This is a genomic window from Paraburkholderia silvatlantica (assembly GCF_003096715.1).
In the GTDB taxonomy this organism is placed as follows: domain Bacteria; phylum Pseudomonadota; class Gammaproteobacteria; order Burkholderiales; family Burkholderiaceae; genus Paraburkholderia; species Paraburkholderia silvatlantica.
The window spans coordinates 75,128-93,793 of record NZ_QEOL01000014.1; the positions used below are offsets into that span (position 1 = coordinate 75,128).

General features: G+C 65.9%; 15 protein-coding genes and 3 tRNA genes. 8 read left to right on the forward strand and 10 right to left on the reverse strand.

Going from position 1 to position 18,666, the window contains the following annotated elements:
• Positions 1 to 2 precede the first annotated feature (2 nt).
• Entirely contained in the window at positions 3 to 962 is a 960-nt protein-coding gene (locus tag C7411_RS19380; RefSeq protein ID WP_110387362.1) for a hypothetical protein, read from the reverse strand.
• A gap of 334 nt (positions 963 to 1,296) precedes the next feature.
• Positions 1,297 to 2,361: a glycosyltransferase family 4 protein gene (locus C7411_RS19385; protein ID WP_110387363.1), complete on the reverse strand. Its 1,065-nt coding sequence runs from the start codon at positions 2,359 to 2,361 to the stop codon at positions 1,297 to 1,299.
• 778 nt (positions 2,362 to 3,139) lie between these two features.
• Between C7411_RS19385 and C7411_RS19390 the strand changes: the two genes are divergently transcribed.
• Positions 3,140 to 4,975 carry an ABC transporter ATP-binding protein gene (locus C7411_RS19390; RefSeq protein WP_110387364.1) on the forward strand — a complete coding sequence of 612 codons (1,836 nt, stop codon included), beginning with the start codon at positions 3,140 to 3,142 and terminating at the stop codon, positions 4,973 to 4,975.
• 156 nt (positions 4,976 to 5,131) lie between these two features.
• Here C7411_RS19390 and otsA read toward each other — a convergent pair whose 3' ends face one another.
• Positions 5,132 to 6,559: an alpha,alpha-trehalose-phosphate synthase (UDP-forming) gene (gene otsA, locus C7411_RS19395; RefSeq protein ID WP_110387365.1), complete on the reverse strand. Its 1,428-nt coding sequence runs from the start codon at positions 6,557 to 6,559 to the stop codon at positions 5,132 to 5,134.
• A gap of 112 nt (positions 6,560 to 6,671) precedes the next feature.
• Positions 6,672 to 7,424, reverse strand: a complete 753-nt coding sequence (otsB, locus tag C7411_RS19400; RefSeq protein ID WP_110387366.1) for a trehalose-phosphatase — start codon at positions 7,422 to 7,424, stop codon at positions 6,672 to 6,674.
• 360 nt (positions 7,425 to 7,784) lie between these two features.
• Here otsB and C7411_RS19405 point away from each other — a divergent pair, with 360 nt between their 5' ends.
• The 3 genes from C7411_RS19405 (at position 7,785) to C7411_RS19415 (ending at position 9,907) form a co-directional block, all read left to right on the forward strand.
• Positions 7,785 to 8,378 (forward strand): SCO family protein, encoded by a 594-nt coding sequence (locus C7411_RS19405; protein WP_110387450.1) that lies wholly within the window; start codon positions 7,785 to 7,787, stop codon positions 8,376 to 8,378.
• 66 nt (positions 8,379 to 8,444) lie between these two features.
• Positions 8,445 to 8,912, forward strand: coding sequence for a copper chaperone PCu(A)C (locus C7411_RS19410; protein ID WP_110387367.1), 468 nt, complete (start codon positions 8,445 to 8,447; stop codon positions 8,910 to 8,912).
• A 110-nt stretch (positions 8,913 to 9,022) separates the two neighbouring features.
• Positions 9,023 to 9,907 carry a cytochrome c oxidase assembly protein gene (locus tag C7411_RS19415; RefSeq protein ID WP_110387451.1) on the forward strand — a complete coding sequence of 295 codons (885 nt, stop codon included), beginning with the start codon at positions 9,023 to 9,025 and terminating at the stop codon, positions 9,905 to 9,907.
• A 39-nt stretch (positions 9,908 to 9,946) separates the two neighbouring features.
• On the opposite strand, the gene C7411_RS19420 is transcribed toward C7411_RS19415, so the two are convergent.
• The 6 genes from C7411_RS19420 to uvrC all read right to left on the reverse strand — a co-directional run bounded on the left by C7411_RS19420 (position 9,947) and on the right by uvrC (position 14,214).
• Positions 9,947 to 10,435 carry a GNAT family N-acetyltransferase gene (locus C7411_RS19420; protein WP_110387368.1) on the reverse strand — a complete coding sequence of 163 codons (489 nt, stop codon included), beginning with the start codon at positions 10,433 to 10,435 and terminating at the stop codon, positions 9,947 to 9,949.
• Positions 10,436 to 10,645: 210 nt separating this feature from the next.
• A tRNA-Cys gene (locus C7411_RS19425) sits at positions 10,646 to 10,719 on the reverse strand.
• Between the two features lie 139 nt (positions 10,720 to 10,858).
• A tRNA-Gly gene (locus tag C7411_RS19430) sits at positions 10,859 to 10,934 on the reverse strand.
• 79 nt (positions 10,935 to 11,013) lie between these two features.
• Positions 11,014 to 11,089 (reverse strand) — tRNA-Gly (locus C7411_RS19435).
• Positions 11,090 to 11,257: 168 nt separating this feature from the next.
• Positions 11,258 to 11,848, reverse strand: coding sequence for a CDP-diacylglycerol--glycerol-3-phosphate 3-phosphatidyltransferase (pgsA, locus tag C7411_RS19440; RefSeq protein WP_042261239.1), 591 nt, complete (start codon positions 11,846 to 11,848; stop codon positions 11,258 to 11,260).
• A gap of 122 nt (positions 11,849 to 11,970) precedes the next feature.
• Positions 11,971 to 14,214, reverse strand: coding sequence for an excinuclease ABC subunit UvrC (uvrC, locus tag C7411_RS19445; protein ID WP_110387369.1), 2,244 nt, complete (start codon positions 14,212 to 14,214; stop codon positions 11,971 to 11,973).
• A gap of 202 nt (positions 14,215 to 14,416) precedes the next feature.
• Between uvrC and earP the strand changes: the two genes are divergently transcribed.
• From earP to C7411_RS19465, 4 genes are all read left to right on the forward strand, one after another.
• Positions 14,417 to 15,601, forward strand: coding sequence for an elongation factor P maturation arginine rhamnosyltransferase EarP (earP, locus tag C7411_RS19450; protein WP_110387370.1), 1,185 nt, complete (start codon positions 14,417 to 14,419; stop codon positions 15,599 to 15,601).
• Positions 15,602 to 15,792: 191 nt separating this feature from the next.
• Complete coding sequence (efp, locus tag C7411_RS19455) at positions 15,793 to 16,350, forward strand: elongation factor P (RefSeq protein WP_042261233.1); 558 nt, start codon at positions 15,793 to 15,795, stop codon at positions 16,348 to 16,350.
• Positions 16,351 to 16,651: 301 nt separating this feature from the next.
• Positions 16,652 to 16,861 carry a CsbD family protein gene (locus C7411_RS19460; RefSeq protein WP_042261231.1) on the forward strand — a complete coding sequence of 70 codons (210 nt, stop codon included), beginning with the start codon at positions 16,652 to 16,654 and terminating at the stop codon, positions 16,859 to 16,861.
• 329 nt (positions 16,862 to 17,190) lie between these two features.
• Positions 17,191 to 18,576: a sigma-54-dependent transcriptional regulator gene (locus C7411_RS19465; RefSeq protein ID WP_110387371.1), complete on the forward strand. Its 1,386-nt coding sequence runs from the start codon at positions 17,191 to 17,193 to the stop codon at positions 18,574 to 18,576.
• Positions 18,577 to 18,666 lie beyond the last annotated feature (90 nt).

Sequence of the window (18,666 nt, forward strand, 5' to 3'; positions counted from 1 at the left end):
CGTCAGACCTGCTTGAGCGCGGCGTCGAGAGCGCGTGCAGCCGTGCGGTCGCCTTCGGAGCCGAGCCCCACGCGAAACACAGTCTGACGGTTGTGGCCCGCCGCAGCCGGCGAATCCCACAGCAATTCGATCTTTGCGCGGCGCGCGGGCTTGCCCGCAGGCGCGGCGGCAGAGGACGCCGATGCCGGCCGCGGCGAAGCGGGCGCCCCCGGCTCGGGCGTGGCCGCAGACTGGCCGGCCCCCAACGCTGCGCTGGAATCCGCGCAATCCACGGCGGCAACCGGTTCGGCGACGCCAGCCGGCGCAGGGTGGCCGGGCTGCGCCGGTGCGGGCAATAGCGCGGGTCTGGAGGCCACGGCCCCACCCTGCAGCGCACCGGTGAGCCAGCGCACCGACAACTCGCGGGCATCGTACTGGCCGACCTTGCGGCTTTCCTGCCAGACGACCGTTGTGCGCGTCGCGGCATCGATCGAAACGGCGAAGCGCCCGATCGCGAAGCGCCGCGCCGCGAAGTTGCTGCGCCAGAGCGCGCGAGGCCGGCAGATCCAGACCACGGCCGCATAGAGCGCGGGCGCGGCGACGAGCCAACCGTTGGTGTCGGCCACGGCGTGGAAGGTGCGCCGCCAGCCGGCGGTCCAGACGAACACGCCGATCGAGCCGATCGCGAACAAAAAGCCGAGCACGCCGAAAAAGCGCAGCGCCTGGCGCAGCCACTGCGGCAGCGGGTGAAACGGCCGCTCGACGCGGGCCCTTGCGCCCGGCAGCACGATCAACAGAAACAGGAAGACGAGATTCAGGCTCGCCGCCGGCGACGACGCCATGCCTTCCAGCGCGGCGACAAAGTTCATTTGCGCCATCGAGTGCAGCCAGCGCGCGAGGATCACGAGACCGATCGCGCGCAGCGCGAAAAGCGTCCCGGCACCGGGTACGGTGGCCGTGGGCGTCGGTCGGGTTCTGGCCAAGGGTATTCTCCTCTGTCGACCAGAGTTGACGCTTTAGCGTCTTACTCGGGTCCCATGCAAAGCTGTCGACCAGAGTTAACGCTTTAGCGTTGTACTCTGGTCCCATGCAAAGCTGTCGACCTGAGTTGACGCTTTAGCGTCTTACCCGGGTCCCATGCAAAGCCCGTTTTCGTGGGCGCCGCGGATTTTACGGCACGGCCATTATAGGGACATTAAGCGTGCGCCTCACCCGCCGCCGCCGCGAATGCGACAACGCCCCGGTGCACGGGCACCGGGGCGTTGGAAAAGCGGGAAAACCGGGCGCGCCGCAGCGCGTCCAGTTCCGGAACGGAACTTAGCCGGCGTTGACTTCGCGCAGCACGGTGCGATGCTTCTGGCGCAGCAGTTCTTCGTACACGGCCACGTAGTTGCGTGCCATCACCTTCGACGAGAAGCGTGCCTCGAACGCGGCGCGCACCTTCTCGCGCGGCAGCGACGACAGACGCTTGAGCGCCGCGACTGCGCTGATTTCGTCTTCGACGACGAAGCCCGACACGCCGTTCTCGATGACTTCCGGCACCGAGCCGCGCTTGAACGCGATGACCGGCGTACCGCAGGCCATGGCTTCGATCATGACGAGGCCGAAGGGCTCCGGCCAGTCGATCGGGAACACCAGCGCATGTGCGTTGCCGAGGAACTCACGCTTTTCATGCTCGCCGATTTCGCCGATGTACTCGACATGCGGCAGCGCCATCAGCGGCTTGATGACTTCTTCGTAGTAGGCGCGGTCCGCCTTGTCGATCTTGGCGGCGACCTTGAGCTTCATGCCGGCCTGGCCGGCGATGCGAATCGCGCGGTCGAGGCCCTTCTCCGGCGAGACGCGGCCGAGGAAAGCGAGGTAGCCGGGCTCGACATTCGGAATCGGCGTGAGCACGTCTTCCGGCAGGCCGTGATAGACGGTCTGCTGCCAATTGGCCTGCTGCAGCGGAATGCGCTGGTTGTCCGAGATCGACACCACCGGCACGTCGTTGAACGCATTGAACACCGGCTGCAGTTCCGGCAGGTCAAGACGGCCGTGCATGGTCGTGACGAACGGCACCGGCTGGCGCTGGAACAGCGAGAACGGATAGTAGTCGATGTGGAAGTGCAGCACGTCGAACTCGTCCGCGCGGCGGCGAACTTCTTCGAGCAGCAGCATGTGCGGAGCCATCACGTCGCGAATCGTGGGGTCGAGGCGCAGTGCCTGCGGCCAGAACGCTTCGAGCTTTGCCGAGGTGACCGAATCGCCGCTGGCGAACAGCGTGACATCGTGGCCCTGTTCGACCAGCGCTTCGGTCAGGTAGGAGACCACCCGTTCCGTGCCGCCGTACAGCTTGGGAGGAACCGCCTCGTGCAACGGAGCGATTTGAGCGATTCGCATAGTGGTGAACTCCTTCCTCGTAATAAATCGGGCAATAGACTGCAAATTTGACAATCGACCTATGCAGGCTGCGGCTTCCTTGTCGCCACGCGCCTTACAGGCGTTCCGTACCGCTAACCGCGCCGGGAATCCGGACACAGACCGACGCAGTTGTGAAGCGGCAGGAGAGCGCACACGCGGCGGTTCAGGCGGTAAACGCGCAGGGTTCGCGGCCGTTGACAGAGAAGCTGTCAAATTCCCTACGTCGTCCGAGTCGGCATTATCCCGGTCCAGGGTAAATACCGGCTAGATCATTTCAAAGTCTTTACGTTGTTACAAACCGGAAACACTCCGCAACCCCTTGTTTTCCAAGAGAGTTCTAGATTGGATGCTGCACTGCGGGAAACAACTGTGCGCGATTGTCGCGGCCCCAACGCGCATGAATCGGTCCTGCTCGTTGCCTGTTCGCAATCGGCGGACGGCGTGTTGCGAGCAAGCACAGCGCTTTTCCGAATGCAACCAGTAATTCTATCTCTAAAACACCTGTCTCTAAAACGGTCCGGGATTCCTGTTGAACCTCCGCTGCAACAACGTGTCCCCAATCTGTATCCCGCGCTATCGTGTCGCGATATGATGCGCGTCCGCCGGGCACAGGCGGTGCGCCAGGCGCATGGGGTGTTTACAATGCGGTAAGTCCGCCTTCGTTGCCGTGCGCCCGAAGCCCTTCATCGTTTCAGCGCCCGCCATCTTCCTTTGAACTTGCACGGACGAAGTTCCGTCAGACCGACCACCCGATCAATTGGAACATCTGACCATCGCTCAGCGTAACGCCCACAACGCAAAGCTCGCGAGCTATGCGCGGCGCCCGCTCGCGTTCCTTTTCCGCTACATCAAGCGCCATCCGCTCGCCCACACTGTCGTGCTCGTCAGCGTGTTCGCGGCCGTCGGCTGCGCGCTTGCATCGCAGTACGCCATCAAGCATCTGATCGATGTGCTCGGAGCGGGACGCCATCATCCGGGCCCGCTGTGGAGCGCGTTCGCCATCCTCGTCGGCCTGATCGCCGCCGACAACCTGCTCTGGCGGGTCGGCGGCTGGTTCGCGGCGCATACCTTCGTCGCCGTGACGGGCGACCTGCGGCGCGACCTCTTTCAGTATCTGAGCGGTCACTCGCCCACTTACTACGCCGAAAAGCAGCCCGGTACGCTCGCCAGCCGCATCACCGCGACGTCGAACGCCGTCTACACGGCCGAGAACACCACCGCGTGGAACGTGCTGCCGCCCTGTATCGCCGTGGCCGGCGCGATCGTCATGATCATCGCCGTCAATCCGCTCATGGCGGCGGGCCTCCTCGTCTGCTCGGCGATCCTTTCGGTGATCCTCTTCAAGCTGGCCGGGCGCGGCTCGTCGCGCCACCACACCTTCGCCTCCAAGGCGGCCGCGGTGGACGGCGAACTCGTCGACGTGATCGGCAACATGGCGCTCGTGCGCGCCTTCGGCATGACGTTCCGCGAGCAGAAGCGCTTTGGCTCGACCGTGAAGGCCGAACTCGACGCGCGCCGATCGAGCCTGCTCTACCTCGAAAAGCTGCGTCTGCTGCATGCCGTGATCACGGCCATGCTGTCGGCCGGCCTGCTTGGCTGGGCGCTGTGGCTCTGGGATCAGGGCAAGGCGACGTCGGGCGACATCGTGCTGGTCAGTTCGCTCGGCTTCACGATCCTGCACGGCACGCGCGATCTGGCCGTGGCGCTCGTGGATGTGACCCAGCACGTGGCACGCCTCGCCGAGGCCGTGCAGACGCTGCTGGAGCCGCACGGCATGCCCGACCGCGACGACGCCAGCGAGCTCGTGGCCCAGGGCGGCCGCGTCGATTTCGAGGCCGTGACCTTCGCGTATCCGCACCGCAAACCGATCCTCGACCATTTCGACCTGCGCATCGAGGCCGGGCAGCGCGTGGGCCTGATCGGCAAATCCGGCGCGGGCAAGACCACGGTGCTCGCGCTGCTCCAGCACTTCTACGCCACCCAGTCCGGCGCCATCAAGATCGACGGCCAGGACATCGCGCACGTCACCCAGGACAGCCTGCGCCATGCCATCGCGCTCGTGCCGCAGGACATCTCGCTGCTGCACCGCTCGATCTATGAAAACATCGCCTACGGCCGCCCCGAGGCGAGCCGCGAGGAAGTGCTCGCTGCGGCCCGCGAGGCGCGCTGCGCCGAATTCATCGAGGCGATGCCCGAGGGCTACGACACGCTCGTGGGCGACCGCGGCGTGAAGCTGTCGGGCGGCCAGCGCCAGCGCATCGCGATCGCGCGCGCCATTCTCAAGAACTCGCCGATCCTGCTGCTCGACGAAGCCACCTCGGCGCTCGATAGCGCGTCCGAAGAAGCCATCCAGCAGGCGCTCGACCGACTGATGGTGGGCCGCACGGTGATCGCGATCGCGCACCGCCTCTCCACGCTCAACAACTTCGACCGCATCATCGTGATGAGCGCGGGCAAGGTGATCGACGACGGCACCCCGGAAGAACTGCGCAACCGCCCGGGTCTCTACCGCGACCTCCTCGCCAAGCAATACGGCAAGCAGTCCACGCTGCATCTGGGCAGCAAGAAGACCGACGAAAAGCACGTGGCCTGATGACACCATTGCGCAGCGGGCGCCTCGCCCGCTGCGCGGTGCCCCAGCGTTGCCCCAGCGGTGCCCCAAACGCCCGGACGCAAAAAAAATCCGCTTCAGTGCATCGACTGAAGCGGTTTCTTTTCGCTCTCGCGTCGGTGTGCGAGGCGCGGGTGTTCAGCCCTGCGCGCGCTCGAGCGCCGGCAGGCTCGCCTGTCGCACGCCGACGCGGCCGAGATCGCGCATGAAGCGGTCGCGCCAGACCGAGACATTGTTCTCACGCAACTGGGCCATCATGTCCTGATAGCGCGCGAGGCGCTCGGCAAGCGGCATGGAGAGCGCGGTGCCCAGCGCATCGGCCATGCCGTCGATATCGAGCGGATTGACGATCAGCGCGCCCGAAAGCTCCTGCGCGGCACCGGCGAAGCGCGAGAGCACGAGCACGCCCGGATCCTCGGGATCCTGCGCCGACACGTATTCCTTGGCGACCAGGTTCATGCCGTCGCGCAGCGGCGTGACGTAGCCGACGTTCGACGCCCGGAACAGCGCGGCCAGCACCGCGCGTTCGTACTGGCGGTGGATGTACCAGATCGGCGTCCAGTCGAGTTCCGCGTAACGTCCGTTGATGCGCCCCGACTCCGCCTCGAGGCGCAGCCGGATGTCCTGATAGGCATGCAGGTCGGCGCGCGTGGGCGGCGCGATCTGCACGAACGAGACCTTGTTGCGCTGCGCCGGCGTGTGGTCGAGCAGGCGTTCGAAGGCGCGAAAGCGCTCCACGAGCCCTTTCGAGTAGTCGAGCCGGTCCACGCTCATGATGACCTTGCGCCCGTGCAGCGTGGACTTGAGCGTGCGCACCGGCTTGCCGCGCTCGCCGGCCCTGGCGAGTTCGGCGATCTCGTCGGGATAGACGCCGATCGGGTAATCTCCCGCGCAGAGCGTCTGCCCGAACGCCTCGATGCGCGTGAGGCCGTCCGGCTGCAGCGCAGTCGTGCCCCCTGCCTCGTTCACGATGTAGTCGCAGAAGGCGCGCAGGTCGGGCCTGGTCTGGAAGCCGAGCAGGTCGAACGCGCACAGGGCCTGCACCAGCTCGCGATGCGGCGGCACCGCCAGCAGTACCTGCGAGGCCGGAAACGGAATGTGCAGGAAAAAGCCGATGCGGTTCTTCACGCCCGCCGCGCGCAACGCCTGGGCGAACGGAATGAGGTGATAGTCGTGAACCCAGATCACGTCGTCTTCGCGCAGCAGCGGCACGAGCTGCTGTGCGAGCCACGCGTTCACGCGGCTATAGCCTTCGTACTCGTGGCGGTCGTACTGGACGAGATCGGCGCGGTAGTGGAACGCGGGCCAGAGCGTCGCATTCGAGAAACCGCGGTAATACTGGTCGTAGTCGCGCCGCAGCAGGCCGATGGTGGCGAAGGTCACGGCACCGCGCTCTTCGAGCACGATCTGCGGCTGGCCGGAGGCGAGCACGTCCCCGCTCCAGCCGAACCACATGCCGCCGGTTTCCTTGAGTGCGTCGTACACGCCCACCGCGAGGCCGCCCGCGGCCGGGCCGCCTTCGGAAATCGGCGCGACGCGGTTCGACACGATGATCAATCGGCTCATGAGGGGCGGGTTCCGTGCAGGAAATCGGGAAAGCGTGGCGCGCGCGAGGCGGCGCCTCGGCTCGGGCAAGGCCGGCACTCTACGTGGGCAATGAAGTAAGGCATGCGCGCAATCACCGGGCACCCGGCATGGCCGCAACGAGCGACGCGAGCCAGCCGATCAACGCTTCGACCGAGTCGACGCGCGCCTGCGCGATGGAGTCGCCGCCGCCGACCTTGATCGACAGCCCGCCCAGCGCGTTGACGACGGCGAAGCCCTTCTCGTCGGTCAGGTCGTCGCCGGCGAACACCGGGCGGCGGCCCGCGAACGGCGGCTCGCCGAGGAATGCGCGCAGGGCGCGGCCCTTGTCGACGTCCTTCGGCTTGATTTCGTAGACCATCTTGCCCGGCTGCAGCACGTAGGCGTCGGCGTAGTCGGCGGCAAGGCGCTCGGTCGCGGCGCGCGCGGTGCCCTCGTGTTCCGGGGCGTTCCGGTAGTGCAGCGCGAGCGACGCGCCCTTGATCTCGAGCAGCATGCCCGCATGCGTGCGCACCACCTCCGCGAGCACCTGCTCCATGTGCAGCAAGCGCTCGTCGTTGAAGCCGACGCGCTGCGTGTCGCCGTTGGCGTCGCGCCGCTCCGCGCCGTGCAGGCCGGCCACGGGCAGATCGGGCATGCCGAGAAAACCATCGATGCTCTCGATGCCGCGCCCGGAGACGATCGCCACCGCGCCGTGCGTCGCGCGGCGCAACTCGCGCAGGTGCGCGAGCATGTCCGGACGGACGAGCACGCCATCGGGCGTGGGCGCGAGATCGACGAGCGTGCCGTCGAAATCGAAGAAAAATGCCGTCTGTTCAGGCGGCAGGACTGCCGGAAGTGCTTGCATTGCGTTCTTTTCACCCATCGGCCTGCTGGCCGGGTATGGCCCCGGGCTGCGCCCAGGGAAAGTGTGCGAATCTTACCGCGCCTTGGATCGATTATCGAGAAAGTGCGGGGCTGACCGCCTGTGCAGGCATCCCGGGACTCGGAGATGCGGCATATCGACGCGAGCGATCCGTGCGACCGGGGCGCTCGCGACCGCGCGGACCCAATTTTGATACAGTCGCAGCGGCAAGCCGGGCCCGGCGTTCTGAGCGAGCGCGGCCAACGTAGTCCAATCGAGCCGACGAGGTTGCCCTTGTTCCCCACCTTCGATCCCGCGCTGCGCACGTTCCGCACCCGCCTGAGCGGTCGCCTTCGCGGCGGCATGCGCAGCCTGCGGCATGCGGCGGCGGTGGCGGGCACGGTGCTGCTTGCGGCGTGCTCGCATCCGGGCGAACCGTGGCAGCTCACGAACGTGAGCGGCCATCTGCCCGACCTCGACTTCGCGCTCACGGCCGACAACGGCCAAAGCGTGACGGGCGCCAGTTTTCGCGGAGACACGACGCTCGTCTACTTCGGCTACACGCACTGCCCGGATGTCTGTCCGGAAACCATGGCGCGCCTGATGCAGGTTATAGCGAAGCTCGGCCCCGAGGCGGACAAAGTGCGGATACTCTTCATCAGCGTCGATCCGGCGCGCGACACGCCGCAGGCACTGCACGCCTATGTCGGCGCGTTCGACGCCCGGCATGCGCGCGGCCTGACCGGCACGGACGCCCAGATCGAGTCGCTCGCGCGGCGCTACCGCGTGGCCTACCAGATGGAAAAGCGCGGCCCCGACGGCAGCTACGAAGTCACGCACAGTTCGGCCGTCTATGTGTTCGACGCGCAAGGCCACGCGCGCCTGCTCGCCACCGACCACGACACACCGGACGCAATCGCGCATGACCTGCGCCGCGTCATCAACGACACGGCGTGAGCGCGTGCGGTCTCGCCGGCTCAATCATCGGGTTTTGATGCAACAGCAATCGCAACAGGAAACGTCATGACGAAGAACCTCAAATCACTCACCGTCTCGCTCGGCTGCGCGCTGAGCACCTTCGGCGCGCTCGCCGCCTTCGCGAGCGCCGCACACGCCGCGGCCGGCACGCTGAGCGCGCAAGGCGCATGGGTGCGCTGGCTGCCCAACGACCTCCCGGCCGCAGGCTACGTAACGCTCAAGAACGACGGCGACCAGCCGGTCGATCTCGTGGGTGTATCGAGCGACGCTTATGGCATGGTCATGCTGCATCAGACGGTTTCGAACGGCTCGACGCAGAAGATGGTCATGGTGCACAAGGCGACGGTGCCTGCGCACGGCACGCTCGCCATCGCGCCGGGCGGCTACCACCTGATGCTGGAGAAGGCGAAACACAAGGTCGCGCCGGGCGACACGGTGAACGTGAAGCTGCAGTTCTCGGACGGCGAAACGCTCGACACGCCGTTCGCAGTCAAGCCGCCCTCCGGGCAGTAAGGCCGCCGCCATGCCAGCGCGCGCACCTTTGCCGCATTTGCCACCGCATCGGCCATTAGCTGCGCGCGCAAGCATGTTGAATCCGCGATGAGGCCGCCGCCATGCTCGCGATGACCCTGCTCTACTGGCTCCAGCCCTGGGAGCCCTCGCCGACCGTGATGATCTGCACCCTGCTTGCGGCGGTGCTGTTCGTGCGCGGCAAGCGGCACGCGCAGGTGTCGCTTGCACGCCAGATCTCGTTCTGGTTCGGGCTTGGCGCGCTCTACGTCGTGCTGCATACGCGTCTCGACTACTATTTCGAGCACGAGTTCTTCATGCATCGCGCGCAGCACCTGGTGCTGCACCATCTGGGGCCGTTCTTCGTTGCGCTCGCCTACCCGGGCGCGGCGCTGCGCGCGGGCATTCCGTTCGGGTGGCGGCAGCGCTTCGTGCGCCCCGCGCTCGCCGCGCGGCCCGTGCGCGTGGCGCTCGACATCGTCATGCATCCCGTCGTCGCGGTCGGGCTCTTCGTCGGGCTCATCTATTTCTGGCTCTTTTCGCCCATCCACTTCATCGCGATGCTCGACTGGCGTCTCTACCGCGTCATGAACTGGAGCATGGTGATCGACGGGCTGCTGTTCTGGTGGCTCGTGCTCGACTCGCGCCCCGCGCCGCCCGCGCGCCTCTCGCCGGGCAAGCGCGTGCTCGTCGTGATCGCGGCGATTCCGCCACAGATCGTGCTCGGCGCGTTCATCTTCTTCACGCCGCGCGAGCTTTACCCGGTTTATTCGATCTGCGGCCGCGCGTTCACCTGGCTATCGCCCATGCGCGACCAGCAGATCGGCGGGCTGCTGCTGTGGATTCCGGGGTCGATGATGAGCGTGGTCGGCGCACTGGTCGCGCTGCGCCACTGGATGCGGCTATCCGCGCGTGGACGCTTGCAGCGGGAGCGGCGCAGCGGCATGCGTGCGGCCGACGGCGAGCGTCAGGAGGAAGGGCGCACCCTGCGCACGTAAAGGAATCGAGGTCCCGCGCAAGGTGCGATGAACGTTAAGTCAGGCCGAGCGCATCCACACGTGCGCAATGCCGTCCTCGTCGTGAATCTCGCCAACGGGTGAAAAGCCGAACGCGCCGTAGAACCTCTGCAGATGCGCCTGGGCATGCAGACGCATCGCGACGTGCGGCCATTGGCGCGCGATCTGCGCGATGGCGCGTTCGAGCAGCGCGTTGCCGAGCTTGATGCCGCGGTGGTTTCGCGACGTCACCACGCGGCCGATGCGCACGTCGGCGTCCTGCGCGTCGGGCAGCAGCACGCGCAAATAGCCCGCAAGCTCTCGCACGCCGCCCTGCTCGCTCCATGCGAACAGATGCCACGCGCCGAAGTCGAGACCGTCGATATCGCCATACACGCAGTTCTGCTCGACGACGAACGCGTCGGAGCGCAGCTTGAGCATGGCGTAGACCTCGCGCGCGTCGAGCGCATCAAAGGCTTTCCATTGCCAGTCGAATTGGGGCAGCGGCAAGGCGGTGGACTGCACGGTCATGGTCGGTGATTTCCCTCAAAGCATCGTCAATGACGACGATTATGCCGCGCGCCGCGCGCGCCACAAACCTGCCACTGTGTGCACAGCGCTCACTTGCGCCGGCCGCGATCTCTTCGAAAAAGAAGCCCAGCGCGTCGATGTATCGAGAAAAACGCAGCAAAGCGGGCACAAAAAACAAAAGCCACCCGTAGGTGGCTTTTGTTTTGCATCTGGAGGCGCGAGCCGGAGTCGAACCGGCCTACACGGCTTTGCAGGCCGCTGCATAACCGCTTTGCTATCGCGCCAGAAGCGGACTGACCGGAGTGCGACAAACATGAGGCAAACTGCTTGCGCCCGCAACGACCGGACAGATTTGTTTGATGGCTTGATGCGCCGACCAAAGCCTGCCAAACAAAAAGGGAAGCGCTGCTTCCCCTTGGCATTTGGAGCGGGAGACGAGTCTCGAACTCGCGACCTCAACCTTGGCAAGGTTGCGCTCTACCAACTGAGCTACTCCCGCAAATGTCCTGCTTTACTGCGACTTTTACTGCTTCGGCACTTCGTCTTTCGTTACTGCAAAAACGCCGCACCTAAAATTCTGGAGCGGGAGACGAGTCTCGAACTCGCGACCTCAACCTTGGCAAGGTTGCGCTCTACCAACTGAGCTACTCCCGCATACCTGCTTCAGACTTTGCCGATTTTTCAGCTAACTTCGGCTTATCTTCCGCGATCTCTACCGCATCTGCTCACTTGCTACCGTGTCGTGCAGCGCAGAAGTGAGATTATGTATAACCCGCAGAATCGTGTCAACCCCTTCGTGTGATCTTTTTGGAAAATGGGGATTCACAAGCTCCCCCGTTCGCGGATCTGGGGCCACGCGAGCTTCATGTAGTAGAGCATCGACCAGATCGTGAGGAACGCGGCCACGTAGATGAGCCACGCACCCCACACGCGCGAGTCGAATAGCGTCACGCCGCCGAGCGTAAGCGGCGCGTAGAACAACAGCATGGGAATCGCGACCATCTGGCACGCGGTCTTGAACTTGCCGAGCGAATTCACGGCCACGCTCTTCGACGCGCCGATCTGCGCCATCCACTCGCGCAGCGCCGAGATCGCGATTTCGCGTCCGACGATCACAAGCGCGATCACCGCGTCGAGCCGCTGCAGATGCACGAGCACGAGCAGCGCCGCCGTGACCATGAGCTTGTCCGCGACGGGATCGAGAAATGCGCCGAACGAGGAAGTCTGATTCCACTTGCGCGCGAGAAAGCCGTCGAACCAGTCGGTGAGCGCCGCCAGCACGAAGAGCAGCATCGCCAGCACGTTCTGCTGCATCGGGGAAAGCATCGTCTGCGGCAGATAGAACACACCGACCACGAGCGGAATCGCCAGGATCCGCAGCCAGGTCAGGAGAATCGGAATATTGAACGGCATCGGCTGGCGCTATCTGTCGGGGAGAGGCAATGATGGGAGATGCAATTGTGCCGCGTCGCCGCACGTGCCACAAGCAACCGTAAGGAATGGCCAGGCCGGACCCGGCCCACGACGCCGCCGCATCAGTGAAGCTGCTGGTAGATCTGCTCGGCGAGCGAGCGCGAGATGCCCTCCACACTCGCCAGATCCTCCACGCTTGCCGCCATCACGCCGCGCAGGCCGCCAAAGCGCGCGAGCAGGCGCTGGCGACGCTTCGCCCCCACGCCCTCCAGTTCTTCGAGACGCGAAGTCTGGCGCGTTTTGCCGCGCTTCGCGCGCATACCCGTGATGGCGAATCGGTGCGCCTCGTCGCGGATCTGCGCGACGAGCATGAGCGCGGCGCTCTCCTTGCCGAGCTCGAGCGGCGCACGGCCATCGGCGAACACGAGGGTCTCGAGGCCGACCTTGCGGCCCTCGCCCTTCGCCACGCCCACCAGCATCGCCGGATCGAGACCCAGTTCGGTGAACACCTGGCGCGCGATCTCGACCTGCCCCTTGCCGCCGTCGATCAGCACGATGTTGGGCAGCGTGCCGCCGGGCGGCGAAACTTCGACTGCCTCGCTGGCCTCGATGGCTTGCGCCACTGCATCCGGGTCGGCCGGATCGGGCGCCGGCACGGGCGGCGCGGGCGCGTCGCCGGCTTCGGCGCGCGCCGCTTGCGCGACCATCTTCTCGTAGCGCCGCGTGAGCACCTGGCGCATGGCGGCGTAGTCGTCGCCGGGCGTGATGCCGGCGATGTTGTAACGCCGGTACTCGGCCGACTGCATCTTGTGATGGTGATAGACCACGCATGAGGCCTGCGTCGCCTCGCCCATCGTGTGGCTGATGTCGAAGCACTCGATGCGCAGATGCGCGAGATCGTCCAGTTCGAGCCCGAGCAGTTGCGCGAGCGTGCGCGTGCGGGCCTGCTGCGAGCCCTGTTCGGAGAGCAGACGCGCGAGCGCGAGCCGCGCGTTCTGTTCGGCCATCGCGAGCCATGCGCGCTTCTGACCTTGCGGCTGACGCAGCAGCGTGACCTTGTGCCCGGCCTGCTCGCTCAGCACCTCCACGAGTTCGTGGTTCGCGGGCGGATGGCTCACCACCAGCACGGGCGGCACGCGGTTGCCGAAGTAGTGCTGCGCGATGAAGGCGTCGAGCACTTCGGATTCGATGCCGATCTCGCGCTTTTTGCGCGCATCCGCCTGCGACTCGGGAGCGGGCGTGCCGGCGGGTGTGGCCGATTCAGCATCGCTTGCCGCGTCGTCATCGCCCGCAAGATCGGCCGCCATCGTCAGCGGATCGAGCGGGTCCGCTTCGAGCGCCGCATCGTCTTGTGCGTCGTCCGCATGCGCCTGCTCGACGTAATCCTCCAGCGTCTTGCGCGCGAGCGCTGGCAGCGACTTCAGCGCGCTCGCTGCGACCACGGTCTCGCTGTCGATTTCCTGGGCGACGCCGCCCTCCTCGTCGGTCAGCGCGCGCTCCACATGCGCGGGGAAATAAGCCTTGTCGCCCAGATGCCGGCCGCCGCGCACCATCGCGAGATTCACGCAAACGCGCCCGCCCAGCGCCACCACGGCAAGAATATCGACGTCGCTCTCGCTGCCCGTTTCGATGGCCTGCTGGTGCAGCACGGTCGAAAGCGAACTCATCTGGTTGCGCACGGACGCCGCCTGCTCGAACTTCAACTCGGAGGCAAACGCGTGCATCTTCGTCTCCAGTTCCTTCATCACCTCGTTCTGACGGCCCAGCAAAAAGCGCGACGCGTTGTGCACGTCGCGCGCGTAATCCTCTTCGCCGATCGCACCCACGCACGGCGCCGTGCAGCGCCCGATCTGATGCAACAGGCAAGGCCGCGTGCGGTTGTTGAACACCGAGTCCTCGCAGGTGCGCAACTGGAACACGCGCTGCAGGATCTGGATGCTCTCGCGCACCGCCGAGGCGCTCGGAAACGGCCCGAAGTACTGGTTGTGGCGATCCACCGCGCCGCGGTAGTACGCCATGCGCGGGAACCTGTGCCCCGTGATCTTGAGAAACGGGTATGACTTGTCGTCGCGAAAAAGGATGTTGTAGCGCGGCGTGAGCGCCTTGATGAGATTGTTCTCGAGCAGCAGCGCCTCGGCCTCGGAACGCGTGACCGTGGTTTCGATGCGCGCGATACGCGTGACCATCATCGCGATGCGCGGGGAAAGCTGCGTCTTGGTGAAGTAGCTCGACACGCGCTTTTTCAGGTCGCGCGCCTTGCCGACGTAGAGGACCGCGCCCTGCGCGTCGTAGTAGCGATACACGCCCGGCAGATGCGGCAGCTGCGCGAGCGCCTTTTTCGGGTCGAAAACGTCGGTGTCGGTCATCCAGTTTCGGGGACGGGCGGTGCGTCGAGAGAAGTGAGACGTTGCATGGCGCGCCGCCGTCGCGACGCGTTCATGGCTGTGTCCTAAAATCGCAAGTTTAGATCATTCCATGCCGCACGGAACCTGCGCCGAACTTGCCGGCCGGGCGTTGTGCATGCGCTTGCAGCACGGCGGTCTGGATTCTCCGCGTCGCCCGCTACCCATGACAGAAGCCTCCCCACCCACCGCCGCCAGCGAGAGCACCATCGCCTGCGACCTCTTTTGCGCCGTCATCGACAATTTCGGCGACATCGGCGTGTGCTGGCGGCTCGCGCGCCAGCTCGCGCACGAGCACGGCTGGCAGGTGCGCCTGTTCGTCGACGACCTGCACGCGTTCCAGAAGCTCTGCCCCGCGCTCGACCCGGACCGCGCCACGCAAACAGTCGAAGGCGTGCTCGTCGAGCACTGGCACGAGCCCGGGCATGCGGGCGACACGCTGCAGATCGCCGACGTCGTGATCGAGGCGTTCGCGTGCGAGCTGCCAGGCGTCTATGTCGCGGCGATGGCCGAGCGCGCGCGCAAGCCCGTCTGGCTCGATCTCGAATATCTGAGCGCCGAAGACTGGGTGGCCGACTTTCATCTGCGGCCTTCGCCGCACCCGCGCTACGCGCTCGCCAAGCATTTCTTCTTTCCTGGCCTCGGCCCCGGCACGGGCGGCGTGCTCAAGGAGCGCGCGCTCGATGCCGGGCGCGCGGACTTCGAGCGCTCGCACGACGCCCGCACCGCATGGTGGCAGCGCGCCACGGGCGGTCCGCCACCCGGGCCGGACGCCATCGTGATCTCGCTTTTCGCCTACGAGAACCCCGCCGTCGACCCGCTGCTCGAGCAATGGCGCGACGGCGCAAAGCCCGTGGTCCTGCTCGTGCCGGAGGGCCGCATCTCTGGCGCGCTCGCGCGCTTTTTCGGGGAGCCGGCGTTTGGCGCAGGCTCGCAGGCCACACGCGGCGCGCTACGCGCGCACGCGCTTGCGTTCACCGAGCAGCGCGCTTACGACCCTCTGCTTTGGGCGAGCGACCTCAATTTCGTGCGCGGCGAGGATTCGTTCGTGCGCGCGCAATGGGCTGCGCGACCGTTCGTATGGCACATCTACCCGCAAGCCGACGACGCCCATCTGCCGAAGCTCGACGCCGCGCTCGCGCACTACGGCCGCACCCTGCCAGCGGCCCCGCGCGCCGCACTCGAACGCTTCTGGCATGCGTGGAATGGCCGCGGCACGCCGGACTGGGCCGATTTTGCGCAGCATCTGCCCGCCTATGCGGCGCGCGCCAACGCCTGGGCCGCCGAACTCGGGCAGGTTGGCGATCTCGCCGGAAATCTCGCCGAATTCGCAAAAAGTCAGTTAAAATAAGCGGTTATCCGACGGCAGCCGTCTCAAGCGCTTCGAGTTTCGCGCCCCTCATCGTGCACGCATGAAAGGGGGTCGCAGCAACTGCAGCAGCGGCACCAGCAGCAGCACAGCAGCAGCAACCGAATCCGCTTGCGACGTTTGCCGTCGAGCACACTCGAAGCTACTTAATCTGGACAGGACAGTTTTTTACTATGAAGACCGCACAGGAACTCCGCGTCGGCAACGTCGTGATGATCGGTAACGACGCGATGGTCGTGCAGAAGGCCGAATACAACAAGTCGGGCCGCAACGCCGCCGTCGTGAAGATGAAGTTCAAGAACCTGCTGACCGGCGCGGGCATGGAAACCGTGTACAAGGCGGACGACAAGTTCGACGTCGTCGTGCTGGATCGCAAGGAAGTGACGTACTCGTACTTCGCCGACCCGATGTACGTGTTCATGGACGCCGACTACAACCAGTACGAAGTCGAAGGCGAGATGATGGGCGACGCCCTCAACTACCTCGAAGACGGCATGGCCTGCGAAGTCGTGTTCTACAACGAGAAGGCCATCTCGGTCGAACTGCCGACCGTACTCGTGCGCGAGATCATCTACACGGAACCGGCCGTCAAGGGCGACACGTCGTCGGGCAAGGTTCTGAAGACCGCCAAGCTGCACACCGGCTTCGAGCTGCAAGTGCCGCTCTTCTGCAACATCGGCGACAAGATCGAAATCGACACGCGGACGAACGAGTACCGCAGCCGCGCCTAAAGTCGCTTAAGGCAGCCTGAAGGCGGACTCAGGCCGCCTTGGGCGCCGCCCGCTGCCCCGGCGGCAAAGGCTGACACCGCCATGAAAGCGCCCTCTCGGGGCGCTTTTTCTTTTTTTGCCGAACGTGTATGTTTGAGAGTGCTGCGGAAAACCTTACCGGTTATGCACAACGGATTGCGTGCTTGCCGCCTTCGGCGGGCAAGCGGCGCGCACCGGTCAAAGTGACTCCCGCGGCACGGTTTCTGCTGTGGGGTGAGAGAGCACGCGTTCCACGCTCTTTCCCCTTATCAGGAGAACCACAATGAACAACGACATTGCCGAAGGCAAGTGGAAGCAGATGATCGGCAAGGCCAAAGCGGCGTGGGGCGAGTTGACGGACGACGAACTCGCAAAGGCCGAAGGCCGAGCGGATCGGCTCGCCGGGCTGATCCAGGAACGTTACGGCAAGACGCGTGACGAGGCGGAACTGGAAGTGCGCCGTTGGTTCAACGCGCACCGACCACGCGACTGACGCACCGGCCATGGCATGGGCGCTACGGTCGTCGCCCGCTTGCAGGCAAACAGGGGGTTGCACACAAGCCGCAAGCGCTTCGCGCTTCGGTCTTGTGCCGCTGCCCGGCCGCCACGCTGCCGGGCAAAGCGGCCGGCCCCCGCTCTGGCGCAGCACTACTGGGAGGACCGGAACTGAACACCCTGCTACGAGACATCTCCGTGATCTCGGTGAAATCTTTCGCATCGTGCCGCGCTCCCGCGCGCCGCGCGGCTGCCTGCCGGGGCGCATGCGCGGCCCCGCGCGCGCAGCGCCGGCGCGACTGCGCTCATCCGTAAGCCGCTACCGCCATGCCACACGCCCTGATTGTCGAAGACGATCCCAATAGCCTGTCAGGTCTCTCTGCGATCCTGTCGGCCGACGGATTCTCCGTCGACACCGCTGCCACCCTTGCCGAAGCGCGCGCCGCCCTTGCGCGCTTCATCCCCGACGTCGTGCTCGTCGACCTGAACCTGCCTGATGGCGGCGGCCTCGAGTTGCTGCCGCATTTGCCCGCGCAGCCGCCAGGCGGCGCGCTGCCCGTGATCGTGATGACCGGCAACGCCACGGTCGAAAGCGCGATCGAAGGCCTGCGCCACGGCATCTGGGACTATCTGCTCAAGCCCGTCAACATTCCGCGCCTGCGCAGCCTGCTCGCGCGCATTCCGCGCCCTTACGAGCTGACCGAGGAAGTCCGCGCGCTGCGCGCCACACTGCGCAAGATGGGCCACTTCGGGCCGATGCTCGGGCGCAGCAGCGCGATCCAGCATGTCTACGACACGCTCGAACAACTCGCGCCCACCGAGGCGGCGCTCCTCGTGCACGGCGAAGCCGGCACGGGCAAGGAAGTCGCTGCGCGCACGTTGCACCAGCTGAGCCGCCGCCGCAAGGGGCCTTTCATCGTGTGCGACGCGCGCTCGCTCGTGGCCGAAGCTGCCGCGGGCCGCCCGCTTGCGAGCGTACTGTTCGGTCACGAGCGCGGCGCGTTCACCGGCGCGGAACAACGCGAGCCGGGTCTCGTCGATCAGGCGAGCGGCGGCACGCTCTTCATCGACGAGCTGACCGACCTGCCGCGCGAGCAGCAGCAAACGCTGCTGCGCGCGCTCGATTCGCAGACCTTCATGCGCGTAGGCGGCAACAGCGAGGTAGGCACCGATTTCCGCCTGATCGCGGCCACCCGCGCGATACCGCGCGAAGCCGTTCAGCAGGGCGCGCTGCACGACGATCTGTGGCTGCGCCTCGATGCCGCGGCGATCCAGCTGCCGCCGCTGCGAGAGCGCGACGACGACGCCGCCCTGCTCGCGCTCGCGTGCATCGACGAACTCAATCAGGAAGCCCAGGCACACGGTCTGGCCGGCGCGACGCGGCTCGTCGCGCCCTCGTTCATCCGCGAGTGCCTGGCCTATGACTGGCCCGGCAACGTGCGCGAGTTGCACGAACGGGTCAGGCGCGCGTGGCACGCTTCCGGCGAGGTGCTGGAAACCTTGCAGGCCGAGGAAAGCAGCGGCGCGGGCCCGCGCGACATGAACGGCGGCCGCGTGCAGGTCACCGTGGGCACGCCGCTCGCCGACGTGGAGGAAATGCTGATCCGCGCGACGCTGGACGCCGTGGGCGGCACGCGGCACCGCGCCGCATCGTTGCTCGGCATCAGCCCCAAGACGCTCTACAACAAGCTGCAGCGCATGCGGCTGAACTGAATCGGCAAAACGCACGCACGTTGTAAAAAAGGCGGCCCTTCGTTTCCGAAGGACCGCCTTTTTCATTTTGCCGGCGCGGCAATCAGGGCA

Coding starts and splice junctions, on each gene's coding strand:
- C7411_RS19385 (WP_110387363.1), bottom strand. CDS start 2,361: ATGCGAATCGCTCAAATCGCTCCGTTGCACGAGGCGGTTCCTCCCAAG.
- otsA (WP_110387365.1), bottom strand. CDS start 6,559: ATGAGCCGATTGATCATCGTGTCGAACCGCGTCGCGCCGATTTCCGAA.
- otsB (WP_110387366.1), bottom strand. CDS start 7,424: ATGCAAGCACTTCCGGCAGTCCTGCCGCCTGAACAGACGGCATTTTTC.
- C7411_RS19405 (WP_110387450.1), top strand. CDS start 7,785: ATGCGCAGCCTGCGGCATGCGGCGGCGGTGGCGGGCACGGTGCTGCTT.
- C7411_RS19410 (WP_110387367.1), top strand. CDS start 8,445: ATGACGAAGAACCTCAAATCACTCACCGTCTCGCTCGGCTGCGCGCTG.
- C7411_RS19415 (WP_110387451.1), top strand. CDS start 9,023: ATGACCCTGCTCTACTGGCTCCAGCCCTGGGAGCCCTCGCCGACCGTG.
- C7411_RS19420 (WP_110387368.1), bottom strand. CDS start 10,435: ATGACCGTGCAGTCCACCGCCTTGCCGCTGCCCCAATTCGACTGGCAA.
- pgsA (WP_042261239.1), bottom strand. CDS start 11,848: ATGCCGTTCAATATTCCGATTCTCCTGACCTGGCTGCGGATCCTGGCG.
- uvrC (WP_110387369.1), bottom strand. CDS start 14,214: ATGACCGACACCGACGTTTTCGACCCGAAAAAGGCGCTCGCGCAGCTG.
- earP (WP_110387370.1), top strand. CDS start 14,417: ATGACAGAAGCCTCCCCACCCACCGCCGCCAGCGAGAGCACCATCGCC.
- efp (WP_042261233.1), top strand. CDS start 15,793: ATGAAGACCGCACAGGAACTCCGCGTCGGCAACGTCGTGATGATCGGT.
- C7411_RS19460 (WP_042261231.1), top strand. CDS start 16,652: ATGAACAACGACATTGCCGAAGGCAAGTGGAAGCAGATGATCGGCAAG.
- C7411_RS19465 (WP_110387371.1), top strand. CDS start 17,191: ATGCCACACGCCCTGATTGTCGAAGACGATCCCAATAGCCTGTCAGGT.